The sequence below is a fragment of the Galbibacter kalidii genome, assembly GCF_026241135.1.
Taxonomy (GTDB): Bacteria; Bacteroidota; Bacteroidia; order Flavobacteriales; family Flavobacteriaceae; genus Galbibacter.
In genome coordinates this window covers 78,558-98,082 of record NZ_JAPFGA010000003.1, presented here as the reverse complement: position 1 = coordinate 98,082, position 19,525 = coordinate 78,558, and the positions used below count along the sequence as shown (strand labels likewise).

General features: G+C 39.2%; 17 protein-coding genes. 6 read left to right on the top strand and 11 right to left on the bottom strand.

What is annotated here, in order from left to right; all coding sequences use genetic code 11:
• Nucleotides 1-29 precede the first annotated feature (29 nt).
• The 5 genes from OOZ15_RS04515 to nirB form a co-directional block, all read right to left on the bottom strand.
• The gene (locus OOZ15_RS04515) at nucleotides 30-518 is read right to left on the bottom strand and encodes a YdeI/OmpD-associated family protein (RefSeq protein WP_265954669.1); all 489 of its coding nucleotides are present in this window, start codon (nucleotides 516-518) and stop codon (nucleotides 30-32) included.
• Nucleotides 519-524: 6 nt separating this feature from the next.
• Entirely contained in the window at nucleotides 525-2,330 is a 1,806-nt protein-coding gene (locus OOZ15_RS04510; protein WP_265954667.1) for a sensor histidine kinase, read from the bottom strand.
• A 4-nt stretch (nucleotides 2,331-2,334) separates the two neighbouring features.
• Entirely contained in the window at nucleotides 2,335-2,919 is a 585-nt protein-coding gene (locus OOZ15_RS04505) for a DUF4202 domain-containing protein (RefSeq protein ID WP_265954665.1), read from the bottom strand.
• 11 nt (nucleotides 2,920-2,930) lie between these two features.
• Complete coding sequence (nirD, locus tag OOZ15_RS04500) at nucleotides 2,931-3,308, bottom strand: nitrite reductase small subunit NirD (protein ID WP_265954664.1); 378 nt, start codon at nucleotides 3,306-3,308, stop codon at nucleotides 2,931-2,933.
• 147 nt (nucleotides 3,309-3,455) lie between these two features.
• Nucleotides 3,456-5,963 carry a nitrite reductase large subunit NirB gene (nirB, locus tag OOZ15_RS04495; protein WP_265954663.1) on the bottom strand — a complete coding sequence of 836 codons (2,508 nt, stop codon included), beginning with the start codon at nucleotides 5,961-5,963 and terminating at the stop codon, nucleotides 3,456-3,458.
• Between the two features lie 288 nt (nucleotides 5,964-6,251).
• On the opposite strand from nirB, the gene OOZ15_RS04490 reads away from it, so the two are divergent.
• Nucleotides 6,252-6,977, top strand: coding sequence for a M15 family metallopeptidase (locus OOZ15_RS04490; protein WP_265954661.1), 726 nt, complete (start codon nucleotides 6,252-6,254; stop codon nucleotides 6,975-6,977).
• A 7-nt stretch (nucleotides 6,978-6,984) separates the two neighbouring features.
• Here the strand turns inward: OOZ15_RS04490 and OOZ15_RS04485 are convergent, their stop codons facing one another.
• Nucleotides 6,985-7,689, bottom strand: a complete 705-nt coding sequence (locus OOZ15_RS04485) for an NUDIX hydrolase (protein WP_265954659.1) — start codon at nucleotides 7,687-7,689, stop codon at nucleotides 6,985-6,987.
• A gap of 94 nt (nucleotides 7,690-7,783) precedes the next feature.
• Between OOZ15_RS04485 and galK the strand changes: the two genes are divergently transcribed.
• Together galK and OOZ15_RS04475 are read left to right on the top strand one after the other, a co-directional pair.
• Nucleotides 7,784-8,950, top strand: coding sequence for a galactokinase (galK, locus tag OOZ15_RS04480; RefSeq protein ID WP_265954657.1), 1,167 nt, complete (start codon nucleotides 7,784-7,786; stop codon nucleotides 8,948-8,950).
• Nucleotides 8,947-9,993 carry a UDP-glucose--hexose-1-phosphate uridylyltransferase gene (locus OOZ15_RS04475; RefSeq protein ID WP_265954655.1) on the top strand — a complete coding sequence of 349 codons (1,047 nt, stop codon included), beginning with the start codon at nucleotides 8,947-8,949 and terminating at the stop codon, nucleotides 9,991-9,993. The genes galK and OOZ15_RS04475 overlap by 4 nt, the downstream gene beginning before the upstream one ends.
• 13 nt (nucleotides 9,994-10,006) lie before the next feature.
• On the opposite strand, the gene OOZ15_RS04470 is transcribed toward OOZ15_RS04475, so the two are convergent.
• Nucleotides 10,007-10,450, bottom strand: a complete 444-nt coding sequence (locus OOZ15_RS04470; RefSeq protein WP_265954653.1) for a hypothetical protein — start codon at nucleotides 10,448-10,450, stop codon at nucleotides 10,007-10,009.
• Nucleotides 10,451-10,655: 205 nt separating this feature from the next.
• On the opposite strand from OOZ15_RS04470, the gene trxB reads away from it, so the two are divergent.
• The 3 genes from trxB to OOZ15_RS04455 all read left to right on the top strand — a co-directional run bounded on the left by trxB (nucleotide 10,656) and on the right by OOZ15_RS04455 (nucleotide 16,509).
• On the top strand, nucleotides 10,656-11,624 hold the full coding sequence (trxB, locus tag OOZ15_RS04465; protein ID WP_265954651.1) for a thioredoxin-disulfide reductase: 969 nt from the start codon (nucleotides 10,656-10,658) through the stop codon (nucleotides 11,622-11,624).
• Nucleotides 11,625-12,001: 377 nt separating this feature from the next.
• Nucleotides 12,002-15,094, top strand: coding sequence for a SusC/RagA family TonB-linked outer membrane protein (locus tag OOZ15_RS04460; protein ID WP_265954649.1), 3,093 nt, complete (start codon nucleotides 12,002-12,004; stop codon nucleotides 15,092-15,094).
• Nucleotides 15,095-15,102: 8 nt separating this feature from the next.
• On the top strand, nucleotides 15,103-16,509 hold the full coding sequence (locus OOZ15_RS04455; protein WP_265954647.1) for a SusD/RagB family nutrient-binding outer membrane lipoprotein: 1,407 nt from the start codon (nucleotides 15,103-15,105) through the stop codon (nucleotides 16,507-16,509).
• Between the two features lie 89 nt (nucleotides 16,510-16,598).
• Here OOZ15_RS04455 and OOZ15_RS04450 read toward each other — a convergent pair whose 3' ends face one another.
• The 4 genes from OOZ15_RS04450 to OOZ15_RS04435 are packed head-to-tail and all read right to left on the bottom strand — an operon-like array spanning nucleotide 16,599 to nucleotide 19,525.
• Nucleotides 16,599-17,327 (bottom strand): head GIN domain-containing protein, encoded by a 729-nt coding sequence (locus OOZ15_RS04450; RefSeq protein ID WP_265954645.1) that lies wholly within the window; start codon nucleotides 17,325-17,327, stop codon nucleotides 16,599-16,601.
• Nucleotides 17,328-17,339: 12 nt separating this feature from the next.
• The gene (locus tag OOZ15_RS04445) at nucleotides 17,340-18,431 is read right to left on the bottom strand and encodes a DUF4097 family beta strand repeat-containing protein (RefSeq protein WP_265954644.1); all 1,092 of its coding nucleotides are present in this window, start codon (nucleotides 18,429-18,431) and stop codon (nucleotides 17,340-17,342) included.
• A complete protein-coding gene (locus OOZ15_RS04440) occupies nucleotides 18,412-18,972 on the bottom strand; it encodes a hypothetical protein (RefSeq protein WP_265954642.1) in 561 nt (186 codons plus the stop codon). Before OOZ15_RS04440 ends, OOZ15_RS04445 begins: the two co-directional genes overlap by 20 nt.
• Nucleotides 18,956-19,525 (bottom strand): RNA polymerase sigma factor, encoded by a 570-nt coding sequence (locus OOZ15_RS04435; protein ID WP_265954639.1) that lies wholly within the window; start codon nucleotides 19,523-19,525, stop codon nucleotides 18,956-18,958. Before OOZ15_RS04435 ends, OOZ15_RS04440 begins: the two co-directional genes overlap by 17 nt.

Sequence of the window (19,525 nt, the reverse complement as noted above, 5' to 3'; positions counted from 1 at the left end):
AATGTGTTCGTTTTAAAAAATATGAGTTATTATGGCTTGTCTCTACCAATAAAACGCTCTTTGCCTAAAAGGAAGTTGATGGCCCTGATGACATTCTTGTCAATACTTTTTTCTGTTTTAAGAAAGGAAATATATTTAACGATCTCTTTTTGTAGCGACGGATTTAATTGATCAAAAACGGCTTTTGCTTTTTGATTTTTATCCAAAGCTAAAGCAAGTTTAGGATGTATAGGGGTAATGCGTTCAACAGGATCAAAAGCAATTTCAAATACTGCAGTGTCCCCAACTTCTTTTCCGGCTTTTTTCCTCATCGGGGTGTTTAGGTACAAGCGCCAATGGCCACTATATCTAACTAAGGTTTGAGTGAATTCATGATCGTCAATCTTCATTCTTACCGGAATACTGCCTTTACTTTTACCTGCATCCTTAAAAACCTTTTCCAGTACCGCTTGGGGAATAAAAACAAACGGATTTATCCCTATGATTCCGATTTTAGCAGAAAAACTGTTTTTCATCATTATGTGTTATTCTTTAATAGGAATATTGAGTGTGATACGGGTACCTTCTCCGGGGTTTGAATTTAAAAACAGGCGTCCGTTGATATACTTTATACGTTCTTTCATAAAAGTGAGTCCCATACCGCCTTCTCCTTTACTGCGGGGTTTCTTTTTCTCAATATCAAAACCTTTTCCGTTATCATCAATGATGATGCTCAAGATCTCTTTGCTGTGTGAAATACTTACGACAATATGAGAAGATTCAGCATATTTAATGGCATTGTTTACAGCTTCTTGGACAATTCTGTAGATGTTGATTTCAATCAAGGAATCCAAGCGGCTATTAAAATCGGTTTTGTTGATTAGCGTGATGTTCTTTCCGGTAAACTTAGCTAGTTCCTGTGTGAGTTTTACAAGGGCTGAAACAACCCCGTGGTCGGTCAATTCAGGCGGAGCAAGGTTGAAAGTGGCAGTTCGCACTCCTTTAATAATATTGGTGGTGAGTTCTTTCAGGTGTTCTATTTTTTCAGAAGCTTTTTCTTTGTCGTCAATATCGATACTTTCAATATTGAATTTCAATCCGGTCAACATCTGTCCGATGCCGTCGTGAATATCCTTGGCAATTCGGTTTTGTTCTTGCTCTTGGTTTTCTATGATTTTTGCTGAAATGGTTTTCTGCTGATCCATTTTTGCTTCAAAATGCTCCCTGGTTAGCCGATCGACCTCCAGTTGTGCCAATTTTCGTTTTGTGATATCAAAACAGATAATGAGCAATTCTTCTTTTTTCTCCCCGGAATGATATGGAATAACCGACATTTCAAGCCAAACAGGAGTATTCTGCCCCGTAGTTCCTTTTACTTCACCTTGCCAACCAGTACTTTGATTGTCGGCAATGATTTTTTCAATGGTTTCCCTTTCATCCTGTTCCGTGGAAATAATTTCTGAAAAACGGAGGTTTGAATCGAAATTCCGATGATTGAAAAATGAAGAAAACTTATTCCCCAAATGCACCAAATGTCCTTCAGGATCAATACGGGCATACAACAGCGTTTGTTCCATGGCAAGACTCAGCGCTTTAAGTTGTTTGACTGACCTTTCTTTTTCCATGCTCATCATATCGGCGTTGTAAGCCATTTCTTTGGCATTTTTTTCCGATACCAACAACTTTCCTATGACTTCTTTGGTACTTCTTGCAGCCGGAAGGAAGATGAATAGGAATTCCGCCAATAAAATTCCGAGGGCAATGATGAATAAAATAAGTTCCAACCTTCTGAGTTTTTCCACTTTTTCGGTCGCCTCAAGGTCATACTGATTTACAATACGATCCATAGTAGTGAGGAATTGCTGCTCATTATTGAGGAGTTCATCAACTTCACTATGAATGTTGATGCTCTCTTCGGCTGTCCGGGCTTTTTGAAGAATCCGCTTTACGGAAGTTTGTATTTGATCGAAAGCCGGTTGGAGTTCACCAAACATTTGTTTTATAGCATCCGAATTATTGGCTTCAATGTTAATACTATCGTTTTGCAAGGCTTTGTGGGACGTTGCCCATAAACCAAGAGTGTTTTCGATAGTATCGGTTAGTTGTTGATTGGAGAGTGAATTTTTTCCTGTTGAAAGCAGCAAGACCTCTTTGGTCAGTTTTTGACTAAGCATACGCTGCCTTCCTGCGATATTGACTACTTTGGCATCGTCTTGCTGTTTGATTAAAAAACGTTGTACCAAAATCTGACTAACGATAACCGAAATAGCAATGAGACTTAGTGCAATAACGTAGAGTTGCCTGAGTCTTTTAAAAGTGTTTTGATCTAAAGTTGAAGCTTTGTTGCTCATGTGTTTATGCCAACGCTCTTTGAATCAAGGAGGTGCTTTTTTCGTCCAATGGGAGTTTTAAAGCAGCTTCTTGCCCTTTTTCAGACATTTTTCGCCAAGTTTTTTGGAGAATATCAATGATCTTATCATCGGGGTGTTTGGCAGCGAAGTCTTCAAAATAATAACGAAGAAAAACAAGGCAGACCACATCTTCCAAGGTTTGGGAGTCTTCGTCTTTTTTCATCTTTTTTTTCTGGATCAAAAAGGAAACCCGATCGATAAAATCAGAATCATAACCAACCTCCGTCAATATTTCGGCGGTTAATTTGGCGTGCATTTTTTTTAGATCTTCACGCCATTTCAGATAACCCACACGATCCATAGGATAGGTTTCCCGGTCTATTTTCCATCGCTCAATGTGTTGTGCTCTTGCTGCAATTTGCAATTCCTGAGGAGCTTGCGGATAGAAATCTAGCAACGTTTCTGTCATTCGCTGTGAGTAAAGCAATTCTTTTGAATATTCCTCCCCTTGAAAACTTTCTTTGTTGGGATCTTTGGCATTTTCAGTGTCTATTTTTTCAATTGCTTTTTCAAAAATGGATAAACTCATAACTTTACTAATTAATCAGTAAAGCCAATATACACATTTTCATTTTCAATTTTAACAGGATAAGTAGCAATTTTATAATCTTCACCGTTGAGGTTTCCCCCGTTTTCTAGTGAAAAAGTCTTTTTGTGTAGCGGACAGGCAACTTTTGGGATACCGCTGGCATCACCAATCATACCTCTTGAAAGTACCATTTCCATTTTATGCGGACACAAGTTCTGGCACGCATACCATTGTGATTTTCGGGTAAAGTTATACACCGCAATCTGTTTGGATTTGTATTTAATACAAGCGCCACCGTTTTCAGGAAAATTGTTGACATTCCCTACGTTAAACCAGTTTGTTACTTTGGCTTGAGCTACCGTTTGATATTGTTGAAGTATGTGTTCCATAATTAGTTATAATTGATAAATGGATTTTTTACTCACTCAGTGAGATTTGAAATGTTCCGACGCCTGTGTTGAAATGTTTTTTTAGGTTTTCCGGCTAATACCTCGTGAGCCTGCCTTTGTCGGTAGACAGGCTTGCCCCGAAGTAGTTTACCAAGGTCTTGGCATTTTTTGGTTCCTTAGCGAAACAAACTCAAGAGTTTCATCAGTGTCATCAGAGTTTACGAAGTGTGTGAAACGTTTCATCATTTCAGGATCTTCGATAGCTTGTTTCCACTCACATTCATATTTATTGACTAAACCTTGCATTTCTTTTTCCAGATCTTCTGCGATTCCTAAAGAATCTTCAACAATCACTTTTTTCAGATATTCGATCCCTCCATCGAGCTTTTCCAACCAAGGAGCTGTACGGGTGAGGGGAGGAGCGGTACGTATGTAGTACATTAAGAATCGATCTAAGTATTTTATACAGGTTTCACTATCCAATTGTTCAGCGAGCAAGATGGCATGTTTTGGTGTAGCACCGCCGTTTCCACATACATAAAGGTTCCAACCGCCTTCTACGGCAATAATTCCGAAATCTTTACCTCTGGCTTCGGCACATTCCCTGATACATCCTGAAACGCCTCCTTTTAGTTTGTGAGGAGATCGGAGTCCGCGATAACGGTTTTCTATCTCGATAGCAAAAGAAACACTTTCGTGCATTCCGTAGCGGCACCAAGTCGATCCTACACAACTTTTTACCGTTCGCAGGGATTTTCCATAGGCATGTCCACTTTCAAATCCGGCATCAATAAGTTCTTTCCAAATAAGTGGAAGTTGGTGTAATTCTGCTCCGAAGAGATCAATACGTTGTCCACCTGTGATTTTTGTATAGAGGTCATATTTTTGAGCTACTTTCCCAAGGACCATCAATTTTTCAGGAGTGATTTCCCCACCGGCTACCCTTGGAACTATAGAATAGGTCCCGTTACGTTGAATGTTTGCCAAAAAGCGGTCGTTTGAATCCTGAATAACAGGTTGTTTGTTGGCCGTTTCCATATAGATACTGGAAAACAAAGAAGCCAAGGCCGGTTTACAAACCTCACATCCGTCACCTTTCCCGAGGGTGTCCAACGCTTCGTCATAAGTCTCGACCTTGTTTATCTTGATTAAGTCATATAGTTCCTGACGGTTGTACTCGAAATGCTCGCAAATCGTTTCTTTTACTTCCTGTCCTAAGGATTTAAGCGTTTCGTTTACCAAGTCGGTTACCATAGGTTTACACCCACCGCATCCGGTTGTCGCTTTGGTGTTTTTCACAACTCCGGACATTGAAGAGCAGGTTCCATTTTCGATCAGTCCGCAGATATCGCCTTTGGAAACACTTTCGCAAGAGCATATCTGTGCCGAATCCGGAAAATCGAGAACACTGCCCATAGCATCACTTTCTCCACCACGAGCTCCCAAAATAAGATCTTCGGGGTTTTCGGGGAGTTTCATTTCGTTGATATAGAGTTGGAACAAGGTGTTATAGTCGGAAGAATCCCCTACGAGAATACCTCCAAGGAGTTTTGTTCCATCTTTGGTAACATTAATTCGTTTGTATATACCTTTATGCTTGTTTTCAAAAGCGATAACAGAAACATCATTATCTTCGATAAACGGATCGCCAAAGCTGGCTACTTCTGTCCCTATCAATTTCAATTGCGTAGACATATCTATTGAAGACTCCATAACTTCGTCACCTCCGGTGATTTGTTCTACAGCCACATCGGCCATATCGTAACCAGGAGCTACCAAACCGTAAATCATGCTGTTGTATAATGCAACTTCTCCAATGGCATACACATCTTCTGCTGAGGTTTGCATTTTGTTGTCGACCCAAATACCACCACGTTCACCAACTTTGATACCTGCATCCCTTGCAAGTTCATCACGCGGACGAATACCTGCAGAAATAATAAGCATATCTACATTAAGATGGGTGTCGTCGTTAAACTCCATTTTTTCGATACCATCTTCACCTTTTATTTCGGTAGTTGCTTTTTCTAAATGAATTTTAATGCCTAAATCTTCGATTTTTTCAGTAAGTAATTTACTGGCCGGAAGATCCAATTGTCTCGGCATCAAACGTGGCGCAAACTCTACTACATGAGTTTCCATTCCCAGTTCTTTTGCTGCATTTGCCGCTTCCAATCCGAGCAGACCACCACCTAGGACCGCGGCTTTGTTTCTTCCTTTAGTCTTCAGTTTGGCAGCATAGCTTTTCATGGCGTCCAAATCCTCTAAGGTGCGATACACAAAAACCCCGGATTTGTCTGAACCCTGAATTGGTGGGACAAAAGGAGAAGACCCGGTCGCGATTACTAGGTAGTCATACGTAAAGTTTTCATTTTTATAAGTAGTTATGGTTTTGTGGTGTGTGTCAATTTTTGAAACAAGAGAAGAAGTGTGTAATTCAATATTGTTTTCCTCATACCATTCAGCCGGTGCCATCATGAGCTCATTGGCTGTTTTTTCTCCAAAGTACTCGCTGAGGTGTACCCTGTCATATGCCGGTCTTGGCTCTTCACCAAATACCAGTATTTCAAAATCATTCCTGTTGGCTTTAGCTGTTATTTTTTGACAGAACTTATAACCAACCATCCCGTTACCAATTACTATAATCTTCTTCATATCTACGTAATTTGAAATCAAATATAAGTAAAAATACGTATTTACATATACGTAAATTACTTAAAAATTGAAGTTTTGTGAATAACGAAATTTTAGGTATCAAAAATTAACAAGTATGCATCTGAAGTCGTTTTTACCGCAATTTTTATATTTTTACTCACTAAGTGAGATTTAAAATGCTCCGACGCCTGCCTACCGTCAGGCAGGCTTGCGTCGAAATGTTTTTGTTTTTATTAAATGCCTTATGGGATTATCCCCGGGGTAGAGGATTAATCTAAAAAGATAAAAATGCGATATTATTTATTGATGTTATTGGCAGTTGGTTTTGTTGTCTCCTGCAAGAGTAAAACAGAAAAAAGTGTTGTTGAAGAGACAGTAGCTGTCGACACGATTATAAAAGTTGAAGAAGAATTGGCTTCAGTAGAAGAGGAGGCGATTCCTGAACCAACACCTTTGGATGAATTAAACGACACCGTTTTTGTTCGTTTAGCCGATTATAGTGATGATTTTGTGTATGAAATGAAATATGCAACTACTGATAATTTTTTAGAGGCTCAAGTGTATGAATGTGGAGAATGTTATGTGAGAGCAGTCACAGCCAAAGCACTTATTGAAACCAATAAGGATTTTATGGAGCAAGGCTATCGCATTAAATTTTTTGATTGTTATCGTCCGCATGACGTACAGAAAAAGATGTGGAAAATTGTTCCCAATCCTACTTATGTGGCCGATCCAGCAAAAGGGTCTATTCACAACAAGGGAGGGGCTGTAGATATTACCCTGACCGATTTAGATGGAAACGAACTCGATATGGGGACTTCTTTTGATTTCTTCGGAAGAGAAGCCCGGCATGCTTATCAAAATCTTGATGAAGAAGTGTTGAAAAACAGAAAAACCTTAAAAGCGACTATGGAATCTCATGGATTTGGTTCGATCACTTCAGAATGGTGGCATTACAATTACAGACCTACCTTAGGTTACAACATTGCCAACTTCACATGGGAGTGTGAATAGCGTAGCGTTATATCACCTCAAAATTATAACCGGAGCGCAATAATTTTTTATAATTTTCATGATCGAAAGTATAATAATGTGCTCCTCTTTTGGAAGAGCTCCTGTCTTTTTCATCCAATTTTATCAAGACTTTGAATGACAGTACTTTTTTCCTGAAATTCCCGGGATCTAAGCTCCGTTGATAGATGGCCTCATAAAGACTTTGAAGCTGGGGAATGGTAAATTTTTCGGGAAGTAATTCAAAACCAATAGGTTGGTGTTTGGCCCGTTGCCGCAATATTTCCAAAGCATCGATTACCATTTGGTCATGGTCTAAAACCAATTTTGGAAGGTCTTGAATTCTATACCAATAAGCCCCGTGTTTTTCTGTAAGCTTTTTGTCATACTCTTCGATTCTGATTAAAGCGAACTGTGCCACCGAAATACAGCGCGAACCTTCGTCCCTGTCAGCTTTTCCATAAGTTTTTGATTGTTCAAAGAAAACATTGTCCAAACCGGTGATCTCTTTAAGCACCCTTCGGGCTGCATTATCCACATCTTCATCAACCTGTACGAAACTACCAATAAGTGACCAATCGCCACTATGGGGTTCAACCCTACGTTTAAAAATCAATAATTTCAATTCTCCTGTGTTAAACCCGAACACGATACAATCGGTTGCGACATGCATCTTTGCAGCTTTGCTGTAAAAATCAACGGTTTTGTTAGTCATTTTAAGCTTGAAATGTTATTAAATTAAAAAATTTTACGAAAAACAATAATGGTAAAAAATACTTTTATTATTTTTGTTTTCAAAATTGGAATTTTTGAAAAATACAACGCAATCCGTTAATAGACAAGAAAACCGGATAAATTTGGAAGATTTTAAAGAAGAGCTTGTCATTGAAGCTCCGGGAAGAATCAATTTAATAGGTGAACATATAGACTATAATGGTGGCTATGTATTGCCTGCTGCCATAGACAAAAAAGTCAGATTTCTATTTAGGAAAAACAATTCTGATTCCATCAATGTTTGGTCAAAAAATTACGAAACGGGTTTCACTGCAGAATTAAGTAATATATCACCCAGTAATACGGAATGGCACAATTATATTCTGGGGGTGATTCATCATATTCATTTAATAAAACCAAAAAGTGTCAAAGGTTTTGACTGTATTGTCGAAAGCAGTTTACCCATTGGTTCAGGGTTGAGCTCGTCTGCCTCATTGGAATGTGGGATTGCGACCGGATTGAATACCTTGTTTTCCATCGGCTTGAGTGAGGAAGAGATCATCACGCTGTCCAGAGATGCTGAACATGAATATGTGGGTACCAAATGCGGGATCATGGATCAGTTTTCAGTAGTGAAAGGGGAGAAGAACTATTTAATATTGTTGGATTGCCAAACACTTGACTATAAACTTATAAAATCAGAATTTTCCCCATATCAATTGGTGCTTTTGAATACCAAAGTGTCCCATAATTTGGCAGGTAGCGAATACAACACAAGACGCAAGGAATGTGATGAAGCCCTGGCGGTTATAAACAAAAAGCATTTCGAATATAAATTTTTAGCAGATGTCCCTGTTGATGTGGTTGAGAGTTTTAAAAATGAACTGCCTGAAAAGGTTTATAATCGTGCACTATATGTTGTTCAGGAGAATAAACGTACGCTAATGGCTGCTGAAGCGATTGAGGATGAGTTTTTTGGTTTATTCGGAAAATTGATGTATGAATCACACGAGGGACTCAAGCATTTGTATGAGGTGAGTTGTGACGAACTCGATTTCCTGGTTGATTTTTCCAAAGATCGTGACTATGTGTTGGGATCTCGTATGATGGGTGGCGGTTTTGGTGGATGTACTATCAATTTGATACACCAAGATCATGTTAAATCCTATATCGAAAAGGTATCAAAGGCTTATAAAGAAAAATTTGGTATCGAACTAGCCCCAATTGAAGTAAACATAAGTAAAGGAGTTTCAAAAAAATGAGTAAAGCAAATACATTTAAGGACACACCACACAGACGGTATAACATTTTAACCGGGGAATGGATATTGGTCTCTCCACATCGTACCAAGCGTCCGTGGCAAGGGAAAAAGGATAAGAAAAGCGAATTACAAAAGGAAACCTATGATCCGAATTGCTATTTGTGCCCTACAAACCAAAGGGCAAGTGGAGATACAAACCCGGATTATAAGGGAGCTCATAGTTTTGTGAACGATTTTTCGGCTTTATTGCCCAACGTGCCTCATGAAACCTATACTAATGGATTATTGAAGGCTGAAAGTGAAGCAGGGATATGTAAGGTGGTTTGTTTTTCTCCAAATCATGCGTTGACGCTACCGCTTATGGAAGTAAGTGCCATAACCGATGTAGTGAAGCTCTGGAAAAAAGAATATCGTGAATTGGGATCAGAATCAAATATCAATTATGTCCAGATCTTTGAAAACAAAGGAGCGATTATGGGATGTAGTAATCCACATCCGCACGGACAGATATGGTCGCAGTCTTCCATTCCGCAGGAAGTGCGAAAGAAACAAAATCAGCAAAAAGCCCATTGGGATTCAAGCAAAAAAAGTCTGTTGCAGGACTATTTGGAGCAGGAATTGGAGTTGAAGGAACGTATATTGATTGAGAATGAACATTTCGTGGCGTTGATTCCGTATTGGGCAGTCTGGCCCTATGAAGCGATGATCGTTCCGCGAAAACATTATCAGCATATAGGGATGTTGAATAGTGAAGAAGAGAAATCCTATGCAGAAATGATCAAGAAGTTGGCCATTATGTATGATAATCTCTTTGAAACATCATTTCCTTATTCATCGGGGATTCACCAAGCTCCCACAGATGGGAAACAGCATCCGGAATGGCATTTTCATATGTCTTTTTATCCGCCTTTATTGCGTTCAGCAGAGGTGAAGAAGTTTATGGTGGGATATGAAATGTTTGCATATCCACAACGGGATATTACGGCAGAAGCAGCTGCGGAGACATTACGGAGTCTACCGGAAGAACATTATAGTGGGAAGTGAGAAGAATCACAATTTACTCGATCCGCTTATAATTTTCAGAAAAAATACTATTTCCCTCGTCATCGACTGTTATTTGACTGAAATAATCCTTTTCTATGACCAGTTTAAACGAGAAAACACGCATGGTGTCTATAATTTTCATCATAGAGGCCGAACCGTATTCAAGTGTTTCTACTAAAGAGTTTTTTGTGGTGTAATAGGATCCATATCCAAACCATTCAACAGAGTCTTTCGGGACAAAACGAGTCCACATCACCTTGTTTTTGCTGTACATTTTTATCTGTCTATATCCATTGGTGTTATGAATCGTGTCCGTCACAGTGTTTTCGTCGTATGTATATCGATTTATAAGTTCCCAGGTACCTTCAAGAGATTTATCGTAAGAATATTCTCTTGGACTACCGGAAAGGAAAACAAGCGCAAAAACAACTACTAAAGGGTAAAATATTGCTTTCATGACGTCTTTTGTTTATGATATTAATAATTTTTCTTATGTTAATTTACGAATAATAATAATATAATTAAAATTTTTTGTAAATACTTTAAAGCATTTTAAGCCTATAGCGTTTGTTTATTGTTTGATAATAACTTTTCATAGGTTTCTGTGTAAGCTTTTTGTTAAAAAACCTACTTTTGTTATATAAAATAGATAAGGAGATATCATGTCTGAAAAAATAGAAAGAATCAAATGTTTGATTATAGGTTCAGGGCCTGCGGGTTACACAGCTGCCATTTATGCGGCCAGAGCCGATATGAAACCAGTTATGTACACAGGAATGGAGCCCGGAGGGCAATTAACAACAACAACAGAGGTGGATAATTTCCCCGGATATCCGGAAGGAATAGATGGTCCGACCATGATGTTGCAATTGCAAAGTCAAGCCGAGCGCTTTGGGACGGAAGTGCGTATGGGAATGGTCACATCAGTCGAATTTAGTGAGCAACACGGAGGAATCCACAAAGCCGTGGTCGATAATGAAACCACGATAGAAGCCGAAACAGTTATTATTTCTACAGGGGCTACAGCTAAATACCTTGGTTTGCCAAGTGAGCAACGATTAAGAGGTGGAGGTGTGTCTGCTTGTGCTGTTTGCGACGGATTTTTCTACAAGGGTCAAGAAGTAGCTATTGTTGGTGGTGGAGATACTGCTGCTGAAGAAGGTACTTATTTGGCCAATATTTGTAAAAAAGTGACCATGTTGGTAAGAAAGGGAGAAATGAGAGCTTCTAAAGCTATGCAGCACCGGGTGGAAAATACGCCTAATCTTGAAGTAAAATATTTTACGGAGATTGATGAAGTACTTGGAGAGCAAGTGGTAGAAGGTATACGTATGGTAAACAATCAAACCGGAGAAAAAGAGGAAATAGAAGTAACCGGTTTATTTATAGCTATCGGACATAAACCCAACACCGATATCTTTAAAGGTCAATTGGATATGGATGATACCGGTTATATTATCACAAAAGGAAAATCTACCAAGACCAATAAACCTGGTGTTTTTGCCAGTGGTGATGTACAAGACAAAGAATACCGACAAGCTGTTACGGCCGCCGGAACAGGTTGCATGGCTGCTTTGGATGCTGAACGCTATCTCGCTTCTGTAGAAAGTAAAGAAGAAGTAGAAGCTTAGGAAGGTAGAAGAAGAATAAACTTAACAATAAAGCCAGCTTGAAAAATTTCAAGCTGGCTTTATTGTTTAAAAAAGTTCGATCAAATAGCTTAAATAATCATATTCGAAATTTGAACAACAGATATTTTTTAAATGGTCAATTTATATGGTGGAATATTATGTTTTTAAAAAATTTAAGGCTATTTTGTTAATTTTAACACAAATATAACTTTAAAAATGTATTTTTATAACAGATTTTATTAATTAAATATCTATAAAACAATGCTTTTTGACAACAAAAAGCATTGTTTTTTGCAAGAAGCTTTTTAAAAGTTTCTAGTCACTAAATATTATAGATATGTAATAGAATTAATTTACTAACCAAAAAATTTAAATCTATGTTCAAACAACTATTACCTTTAATGGTCTTAGCATTTGTGCTGGTGTCCCAATCATTAGTGGCGCAGGACAAAACTATTACAGGTACAGTAACCGATGCCAATAACGGATCTCCGTTACCGGGAGTAGCTGTGATTTTAAAAGGAACAAACAATGGTACTTCTACCGATTTTGACGGTAATTATACCATTAACAATGTACCTGACGACGGAGAGCTTGTCTTTTCATTTATTGGCTATTCATCACAGGAAGTGACCGTTCAGGGCAGAACTACAATAAATGTAGGGCTTTCTGAAAGTACAGAAGAGTTGGGTGAAGTTATAGTCACTGCTTTTGGTATTTCACAAGAGAAAAAGGCATTGGGTTATGCTGCTCAGAGTATCGATGCCGAATCTATTACAGAAACAAAGGAGAGTAACCTTGTCAGTTCCCTGCAAGGACAGGTTGCCGGGGTACAGATCACTAATTCCGGTGGTGCGCCCGGACAAAGCGCAAGGATTGTCATTAGGGGGATCAACTCACTGAACCCAAGTGCTGACAATCAACCACTTTTTGTAATCGACGGGGTGCCGGTAGACAACTCTACCGTTGAATCCCCTAATACTCCTCGTGGACTTTCAAACAGGGCAGCAGATATCAATCCGGCCGATGTCGAATCCATGTCCGTACTAAAAGGAGCTGCCGCAACTGCACTATATGGTGTAAGGGCAGCAAACGGGGCAGTAATCATCACGACCAAAAAAGGAGAAAAAGGACGCGTAAAAATTAACCTGAATACTTCTGTAGGTTTTGAAGAGTTAAACCGCTTGCCGGAATTACAAAAACAGTACGGTCAAGGTTTTAGTGGTGAATACGATCCCACAAGTTTTTGGCCGAGCTGGGGGGCACCTATTGATGAGGTTGCACAGACTGAACCCGGGCATAAATATCAAGATAATTGGAACCGTGCTTTTAATACAGGGGTGCAGACCGACCACAGCTTGAGTGTTTCAGGAGGGGGAGATGTAGCGACCTTTTATGCTTCTTTAGGACGTTTTGATCAGGAAGGGATTATCCCTTTTAGTGATTGGGATCGTACTACGGCTAAAATTTCAGGAACTGTTACTGCGAGTGATAAATTTAGTTTTGGTGGTTCCATCAACTTTTCAAATTCGGGGGGTAACAGAGTGCCACACGATCGATTTATGGAAAGAATGATGTATTGGGCAGAGACCCAAGATGTTCGTGACTATATAAATGAAGACGGAACGATGAGGACCTATGGTAACACCAACCCTATTTATGATGCTCGTTTTAGTACATATAAAGATGACGTAAACAGAATCATAGGAAACCTGAACTTTAGTTATAGTCCTATTGATTGGTTGACCCTTTCTTATCGTATTGGTACCGATTTTTATAGTGATTCAAGGACTGAGATCACCCCAGGACCTAAAGGGATTGATGGTGAAAACCCCTTGAGTTCTACAGGCTTTATAGAAGAGACACGGATAAACAGACGGGATATTACTTCCAACTTTTACATTACCCTGAACAATAAGTTTGGTGATGATCTTACTGCCACCTTAAGGCTGGGGAACGATATATTTGAAAGGAAATATGACAGACTTAACTCCACAGGTTCCGACTTTGTTATCCCAGAGTTTTACAATCTTAACAATACCAATCAAGTATTTACCAGCCAAGGCAAAAGTATAAGAAGACTGGTTGGTTTTTACGGTGATTTGATGTTAAACTACAAGGAGTATTTATACTTGAACCTAACGGGTCGAAATGATATTACTTCAACCTTGCCCAAGGATAATAACTCATTTTTCTATCCATCGATCAATTTGGGTTATATATTTACAGAACATTTAGACATGCCTACATGGTTTACCTTTGGGAAGTTAAGGGCTTCCTGGGCGCAAGTGGGTAAGGATACTGATCCTCACCTTCTGGGAGCAACTTTTGTTGCTCCGGATCAATTTCCTTTAGGTGGGCAAGTAGGCTTTAGTAGAAATAGCTCGTTTGGTGATCCTGGATTAGAACCGGAATTGACAACTTCCATTGAGTTTGGTACTCAATTATCATTTTTTGATAGTCGTTTAGACTTAGACATAGCATATTATAAGTCCAATAGTGAACACATGATCTTTCCGGTTCCGATTTCTGATGCTACAGGTTTTTCATCTTATATAACTAATGCGGGTGAGATTGAGAACAGTGGATTTGAAGCGGTGCTAGGTGTAGATATTATCCGTAGTGAAGACTTTAACTGGACGGCTACGGCCAACCTGTCCATGAATAACAACGAGGTAAAAGCCATTAGGGAAGGTATCGATGAAATTGTTGTAGGAAGTCAGTTTGGATATGTTGGTAGTACAGTAACCATGAAGTTGATCGAAGGAGAGGCTTATGGTAATATATACGGTTCGAGTTATGAGCGATATGGACCAGACGAGGAATCTATTTTTCTTCAAGAGGACTTACCTGTAGTCATTGGAGATGATGGTTTTCCGGTAAGAAATGGTGATCAACTTATACTTGGTAATGCTATTCCGAAATGGATTGGGGGACTCAAAAACGAGTTGAGTTACAAAAATTTTGAATTAAATTTTTTGATCGATTTCAGAGCAGATGTAGATCAATACAATCAGTTTGATAATTTTCTATCTGCCTTTGGTAAAAATAAGTACAGCTTGGCAAGAAATGATTTCCGTGTTTTTGATGGTGTACTTGCCGATGGATCGCCAAATACCCAAGAGGTATGGCTCGGACAAGGTGTGGGACCTGATGGTAGGGACTATGGTGCAGGATACTGGAGAAATGCCTATAGGGGAGTGAGTGAAAATTTTGTGCAGGATGGCAGTTTTATAAAACTTAGGAATGTGTCATTGGCCTATAACTTGGACGACAGGATACTTTCCAGATTGCCATTTACCTCCCTGCGGGCAGCATTTTCAGTAAACAATATCATTTTATATTCTCCTTGGGATGGTTTTGACCCTGAATCGTTCTCTGCCGGAGCCGGAGGAAATGCCGTAGGTTTTACAGGCCTTGGATATCCCGGAACGCAGAGCTATTTTCTAACGTTGAATTTTGGACTATAAAAACAAGAATGATGAGAATAACTAATAAAATAATAAAATATACAGGTTTAGTGTTGGTTTTTACGATACTCTCCTGTGATTCGTATCTGGATGTAAATGAGAACCCGAACAGCCCGGAGGATGCTCCCATTTCCGGTCTGATGATCAACAGTACTTATGAATCTGCATTAAATGTGTATCGGGTAGCAGATATCACATCCAATTATGTGCAGTATTTGGCATCACCAAACCCAGCCAGTTCTTCAGATACTATGGAACCCATCAGTAACGATAATACATGGTTTCGTCTTTACAATGTAATGACTGATTTGACGGTGATTATTGAAAAGGCTGAAGAACAAGGAGCCAATCATTATACAGGAGCCGCTCAAATATTAATGGCTTTTAACTTAGCAATGGGGGTTGATATTTTTGGGGATATGCCCTTTACTGAAAGTTTTACTTTCGAAACAGTTACTCCCGCCTTTGACGATGACCAGCAACTGTATACCACGATTATGGACTTTTTGAATCAAGGAATTGCCAACCTACAACAAGAGACTACGGTCTCCATGGGGGATGATGATTTCATTTATCAAGGAGATGTATCAAAATGGATGGCGCTTGGAAATATGCTTAAAGCACGTTATATGGTACATACCGGGGCTAGTGCTTCTGAAATATTACAGGCAGTTGATAACGGATTTCAATCAAACGATGACGATGCCATGGTGAATTTTTTCGAACAAGATATCAACCCATGGGCAAATGTAGCCAGAAGAAATGCGAATCTTTTGCTGGGAGGATGGATTTCAGAGCAATTCATTCAAGCATTAGACGGTACTTCATATCCTACAATCGATCCCAGATTGGCATTGATGGTAGGGACAACCGATGATGATGAATTTGTTGGCACGGTTAACGGAGCCGGAAGAGGTAATGCTGCTGAGCAGGGAGAAAGATCGACTTTAATAGAAGATCAATTTTATACCACTTTTGACTCTCCTATTTTAATAGCAACCTATAGTGAGCAAAAATTCATTGAGGCCGAAGCAGCATTTAGTGTGGACAAAGCAAGGTCATATCAAGCTTATTTGGATGGTATTACCGCACATATGGAAATGCTCGAAGTGGCTCAGACAGAAATTGATGCATATCTGGCAGACCCTAGTGTAAGCATGGGGGAAGCGGCATTTACCATGAATGATATATTTAAGGAAAAATGGGTCGCTTTGTTCCTACATCCGGAAACCTGGAACGATGCAAGACGGTTTGACTATCAATATAAAGACATGGACCTGCCTGCTAATTTGAATTCTGATTTGAATGGTCAGTTTATAAGAAGAGTACCTTATCCGGATAATGAGATAAGCAGAAATGGGGAAAATGTCCCTTCTGTGACTTTGTTGGATCGGATCTTTTGGGATGCAAATTAGACTTGGAATAAATCAACAATAATAATAAAGAGGATGCCAAAAAGCATCCTCTTTCTATTAGGCTATTTTAAAAGTTTAATTGGTTAGTATTACCCTCGCGATATATCGCCAGATCCGGCAATTTTTGAATCTTCTTTGGTAGGGTTGCCGTAGTAGTCTATATCTCCTGAACCGACAACACGGGCTTTTAAATTTCCACTGCAATACACTTCAATGTCTCCCGAACCGGATAAAGAAGCTTCTACATTTTCAGCTTTGAGGTTTTTAGCGTCAATATCGCCCGACCCTGCTAAACTACATTTAAAATGTGTGGTTGTACCGGAAAAGGACAGATCGCCGGAGCCGGAAACATTCCCTTTTATATTTTCGGCTTCAATATTCAGGAGAACATCTCCCGAACCTGATAAACTCGCTTTAAAACTCGAACTTTTAATGGTGTTTTTGGTCACCACATCACCGGAACCAGCTAGGTTTACTTCGGAGATATCTTCAAAAGGGACAATGATGAGTACTTGTTTGTTATAACTTGGATTTAAATTATATCCTTTTTCTGTTTTGATTTTAAGGTTATTGCCGTCTACTTCAGTAATAATATGAGGAATCAAGTTTTCTTCAGCTTGAATAGTGATTTCCCCTTCAGTCCCGCTCACGAGTTCGACATCAAAGAAACCGGCAACACTCACTTGATCATAATCCCCTGTGTTTCTCTCGATAGTGGTTACATTTCCGTTTCCCCTTACTGTTTTGCTGCCAAACCATTGTGCATTGATGGAAGTTGTAGCAGCTATGGCCATTAAGGCTAAGATTAGATTTTTCATTTGTTTTTGATTTTATGGTTTTTTATTGAAGTTCACACTACCGTAATCAGAATCGATATACAGTTTATTGGTGGTTTCGCCGCCGTAGCGTCCTTGATAATATTTACTTGTTGATTTTTCCCTGCTGATTTGATATTCAAAATCAATATCGCCGCCTAAGCCGGCATAACTCAACTCGATTTCAAAATTGAAATGATAATTGCTGTTGTAACCTATTTTGATACCGGTATAGTCACTTATTATTTTCACATTTTTTGCATCGGCAGCCAATTCTTCAATTTTAATGGATCCGTAGTCTGAATCCAGCTCAAGGTTACCGTGAACGGTTCCAAAACGTGTGCTCAGGTAATCACCATCACCTTTGATGTTTGTAGCGTTACCGATCTTGATACTTCCGTAGTCACAGGAATATTCAATATTTTTTACATTGACTATTTCAGATGTGGTATAATCGGCATTGATTAACAAATCTCCTGCATTTTCAATAACATACCCGGAATAGTCGGCATCGATTTGTCCACTTTTTATATAACCGATGGTCGATTTTGAGGTATAATCGAAGTTGAGGACATTGTTACTTGCATTCAGTTTTCCAATTTCTATACGGCCGTAATCACAGTTGATAGTTGCTTTTCCGTTGATTTCATCCAAATAGATTCCACCGTAATCATTGTCCAATTCAACACTGTTGCCAACGGGAACTTTTATGGTGTAGTTGATTTCCATGCTGACATTGTCATTGGTGAACCAACTGAACCATCCGGAGCTCCAGTTGCTTTTTTCAAAGATCGTTTTTGCCGAAACCATTGAACTTGATGCTTGAAATTGAACATCGATTTCATCTAGCTTTTTTTGTGCTTTTTCTTCACTGTTGCTATTGGTTTTGATGTGGACTTCGATCACGGTCCTGTTTTCATCCCAAGAAGTAATATGCAGATTTCCGTAGCTGTTGTCTATTTTCAGAAGCGCATTGGCGTTTACCGAAAATTCTTTGTTGATCTTCTTTTCCTTGGTGTATTTGCCACCCCATCCTGGGCTATAAGCCGGGCAGAGAAGAGGTGCACACAAAAATAATAGCGTAATTTTATACAATATGATTTTCATTTTGAGGGTGTTTTAAGAGTTTAATTTCTTCTATCTGATCCAAGACCTCTTGCAGGAGGTTGATTCTTGTTTGGAAATTGATGATCATGGCATTTAGAATTTGTCTGGTGTTTCCTTCTTCCGCCAGATCGTTTTCCAGTTCTGCGTAATTTTTTTCCAGTTTTTTAATTTGTTCCATGGCATCGGCTACAACGTGTTGTGTCTCGGGTGTAGTTTCTGCCTCTATCTTCTCCATTTCCTTTTCGATCAGGGAAGCAAAATAGAATTTGGTTTCTTTAATATTATTAGGAGTGGTTTCTGCTTTCTCCCCCATGGAATTAAAAATTTGAATTCCTATGGTGAACAATACAGCAACAGAAGCCGCAATAGAGAGGTTTCTCCAAAAAGAGGTTTTGGATTTTCCGGTCTTTATGGAAACCGTGCCTTGTTGTGCGTTGAGTTTGTCCAAAAACCGTGCTTCGTGTCCTGTAGCCGGTACTTCGGTGTCCCATTGGCCTTTCAGTCCATCAAAAAGCTCATCGATGTTATCTTTCTGTATCATAAGCATTGGTTTGTAATTTTTTTCTTAAGCTTTCTTTAGCCCTGGAAATGGTCGTCCTGCAATTGGCATAGCTTATTTGCATGATGTTCCCTATTTCCTCATAGTCATATCCTTCAATGAGATGAAGGGTCAAAGCCATTCTGTAATTGTCCTTCAGCATCTTCATGGTTTGCAACACTTTTTGAGCCTTTATGTTGGTCAACTCATGGTCAGGATCAATATCATTCTTGTCTTCAACCCTGTACATCACATCTTCAAGTTCCACTTCAGCATTCTTTTGTTGTTTTCTGTAATGCTGAATACTGTTATTGATGACGATTCGCTTAAGCCAGGCACCAAACATTACTTCGCCTTTAAAGGAGTGCAGTTTGGTAAATGCGTTTAAAAATGATTCCTGCATCACATCTTCGGCTTCGTAAGCGTCTTTTACAATCCGCAGTGCTGTGTTATACATCGCTTGATGATAGCGGTTGTATATCTCGAACTGAGCAGATTGTTTTCCTTCCTGGCATAATGCCAACAGTTGGTCAGTATTTAACTTTTGGTGGCTCAA

Coding starts and splice junctions, on each gene's coding strand:
- OOZ15_RS04490 (WP_265954661.1), top strand. CDS start 6,252: ATGCGATATTATTTATTGATGTTATTGGCAGTTGGTTTTGTTGTCTCC.
- OOZ15_RS04445 (WP_265954644.1), bottom strand. CDS start 18,431: ATGAAAATCATATTGTATAAAATTACGCTATTATTTTTGTGTGCACCT.
- OOZ15_RS04510 (WP_265954667.1), bottom strand. CDS start 2,330: ATGAGCAACAAAGCTTCAACTTTAGATCAAAACACTTTTAAAAGACTC.
- OOZ15_RS04505 (WP_265954665.1), bottom strand. CDS start 2,919: ATGAGTTTATCCATTTTTGAAAAAGCAATTGAAAAAATAGACACTGAA.
- nirD (WP_265954664.1), bottom strand. CDS start 3,308: ATGGAACACATACTTCAACAATATCAAACGGTAGCTCAAGCCAAAGTA.
- OOZ15_RS04440 (WP_265954642.1), bottom strand. CDS start 18,972: ATGATACAGAAAGATAACATCGATGAGCTTTTTGATGGACTGAAAGGC.
- OOZ15_RS04450 (WP_265954645.1), bottom strand. CDS start 17,327: ATGAAAAATCTAATCTTAGCCTTAATGGCCATAGCTGCTACAACTTCC.
- trxB (WP_265954651.1), top strand. CDS start 10,656: ATGTCTGAAAAAATAGAAAGAATCAAATGTTTGATTATAGGTTCAGGG.
- OOZ15_RS04455 (WP_265954647.1), top strand. CDS start 15,103: ATGATGAGAATAACTAATAAAATAATAAAATATACAGGTTTAGTGTTG.
- OOZ15_RS04470 (WP_265954653.1), bottom strand. CDS start 10,450: ATGAAAGCAATATTTTACCCTTTAGTAGTTGTTTTTGCGCTTGTTTTC.
- nirB (WP_265954663.1), bottom strand. CDS start 5,963: ATGAAGAAGATTATAGTAATTGGTAACGGGATGGTTGGTTATAAGTTC.
- OOZ15_RS04485 (WP_265954659.1), bottom strand. CDS start 7,689: ATGACTAACAAAACCGTTGATTTTTACAGCAAAGCTGCAAAGATGCAT.
- OOZ15_RS04515 (WP_265954669.1), bottom strand. CDS start 518: ATGATGAAAAACAGTTTTTCTGCTAAAATCGGAATCATAGGGATAAAT.
- OOZ15_RS04475 (WP_265954655.1), top strand. CDS start 8,947: ATGAGTAAAGCAAATACATTTAAGGACACACCACACAGACGGTATAAC.
- OOZ15_RS04460 (WP_265954649.1), top strand. CDS start 12,002: ATGTTCAAACAACTATTACCTTTAATGGTCTTAGCATTTGTGCTGGTG.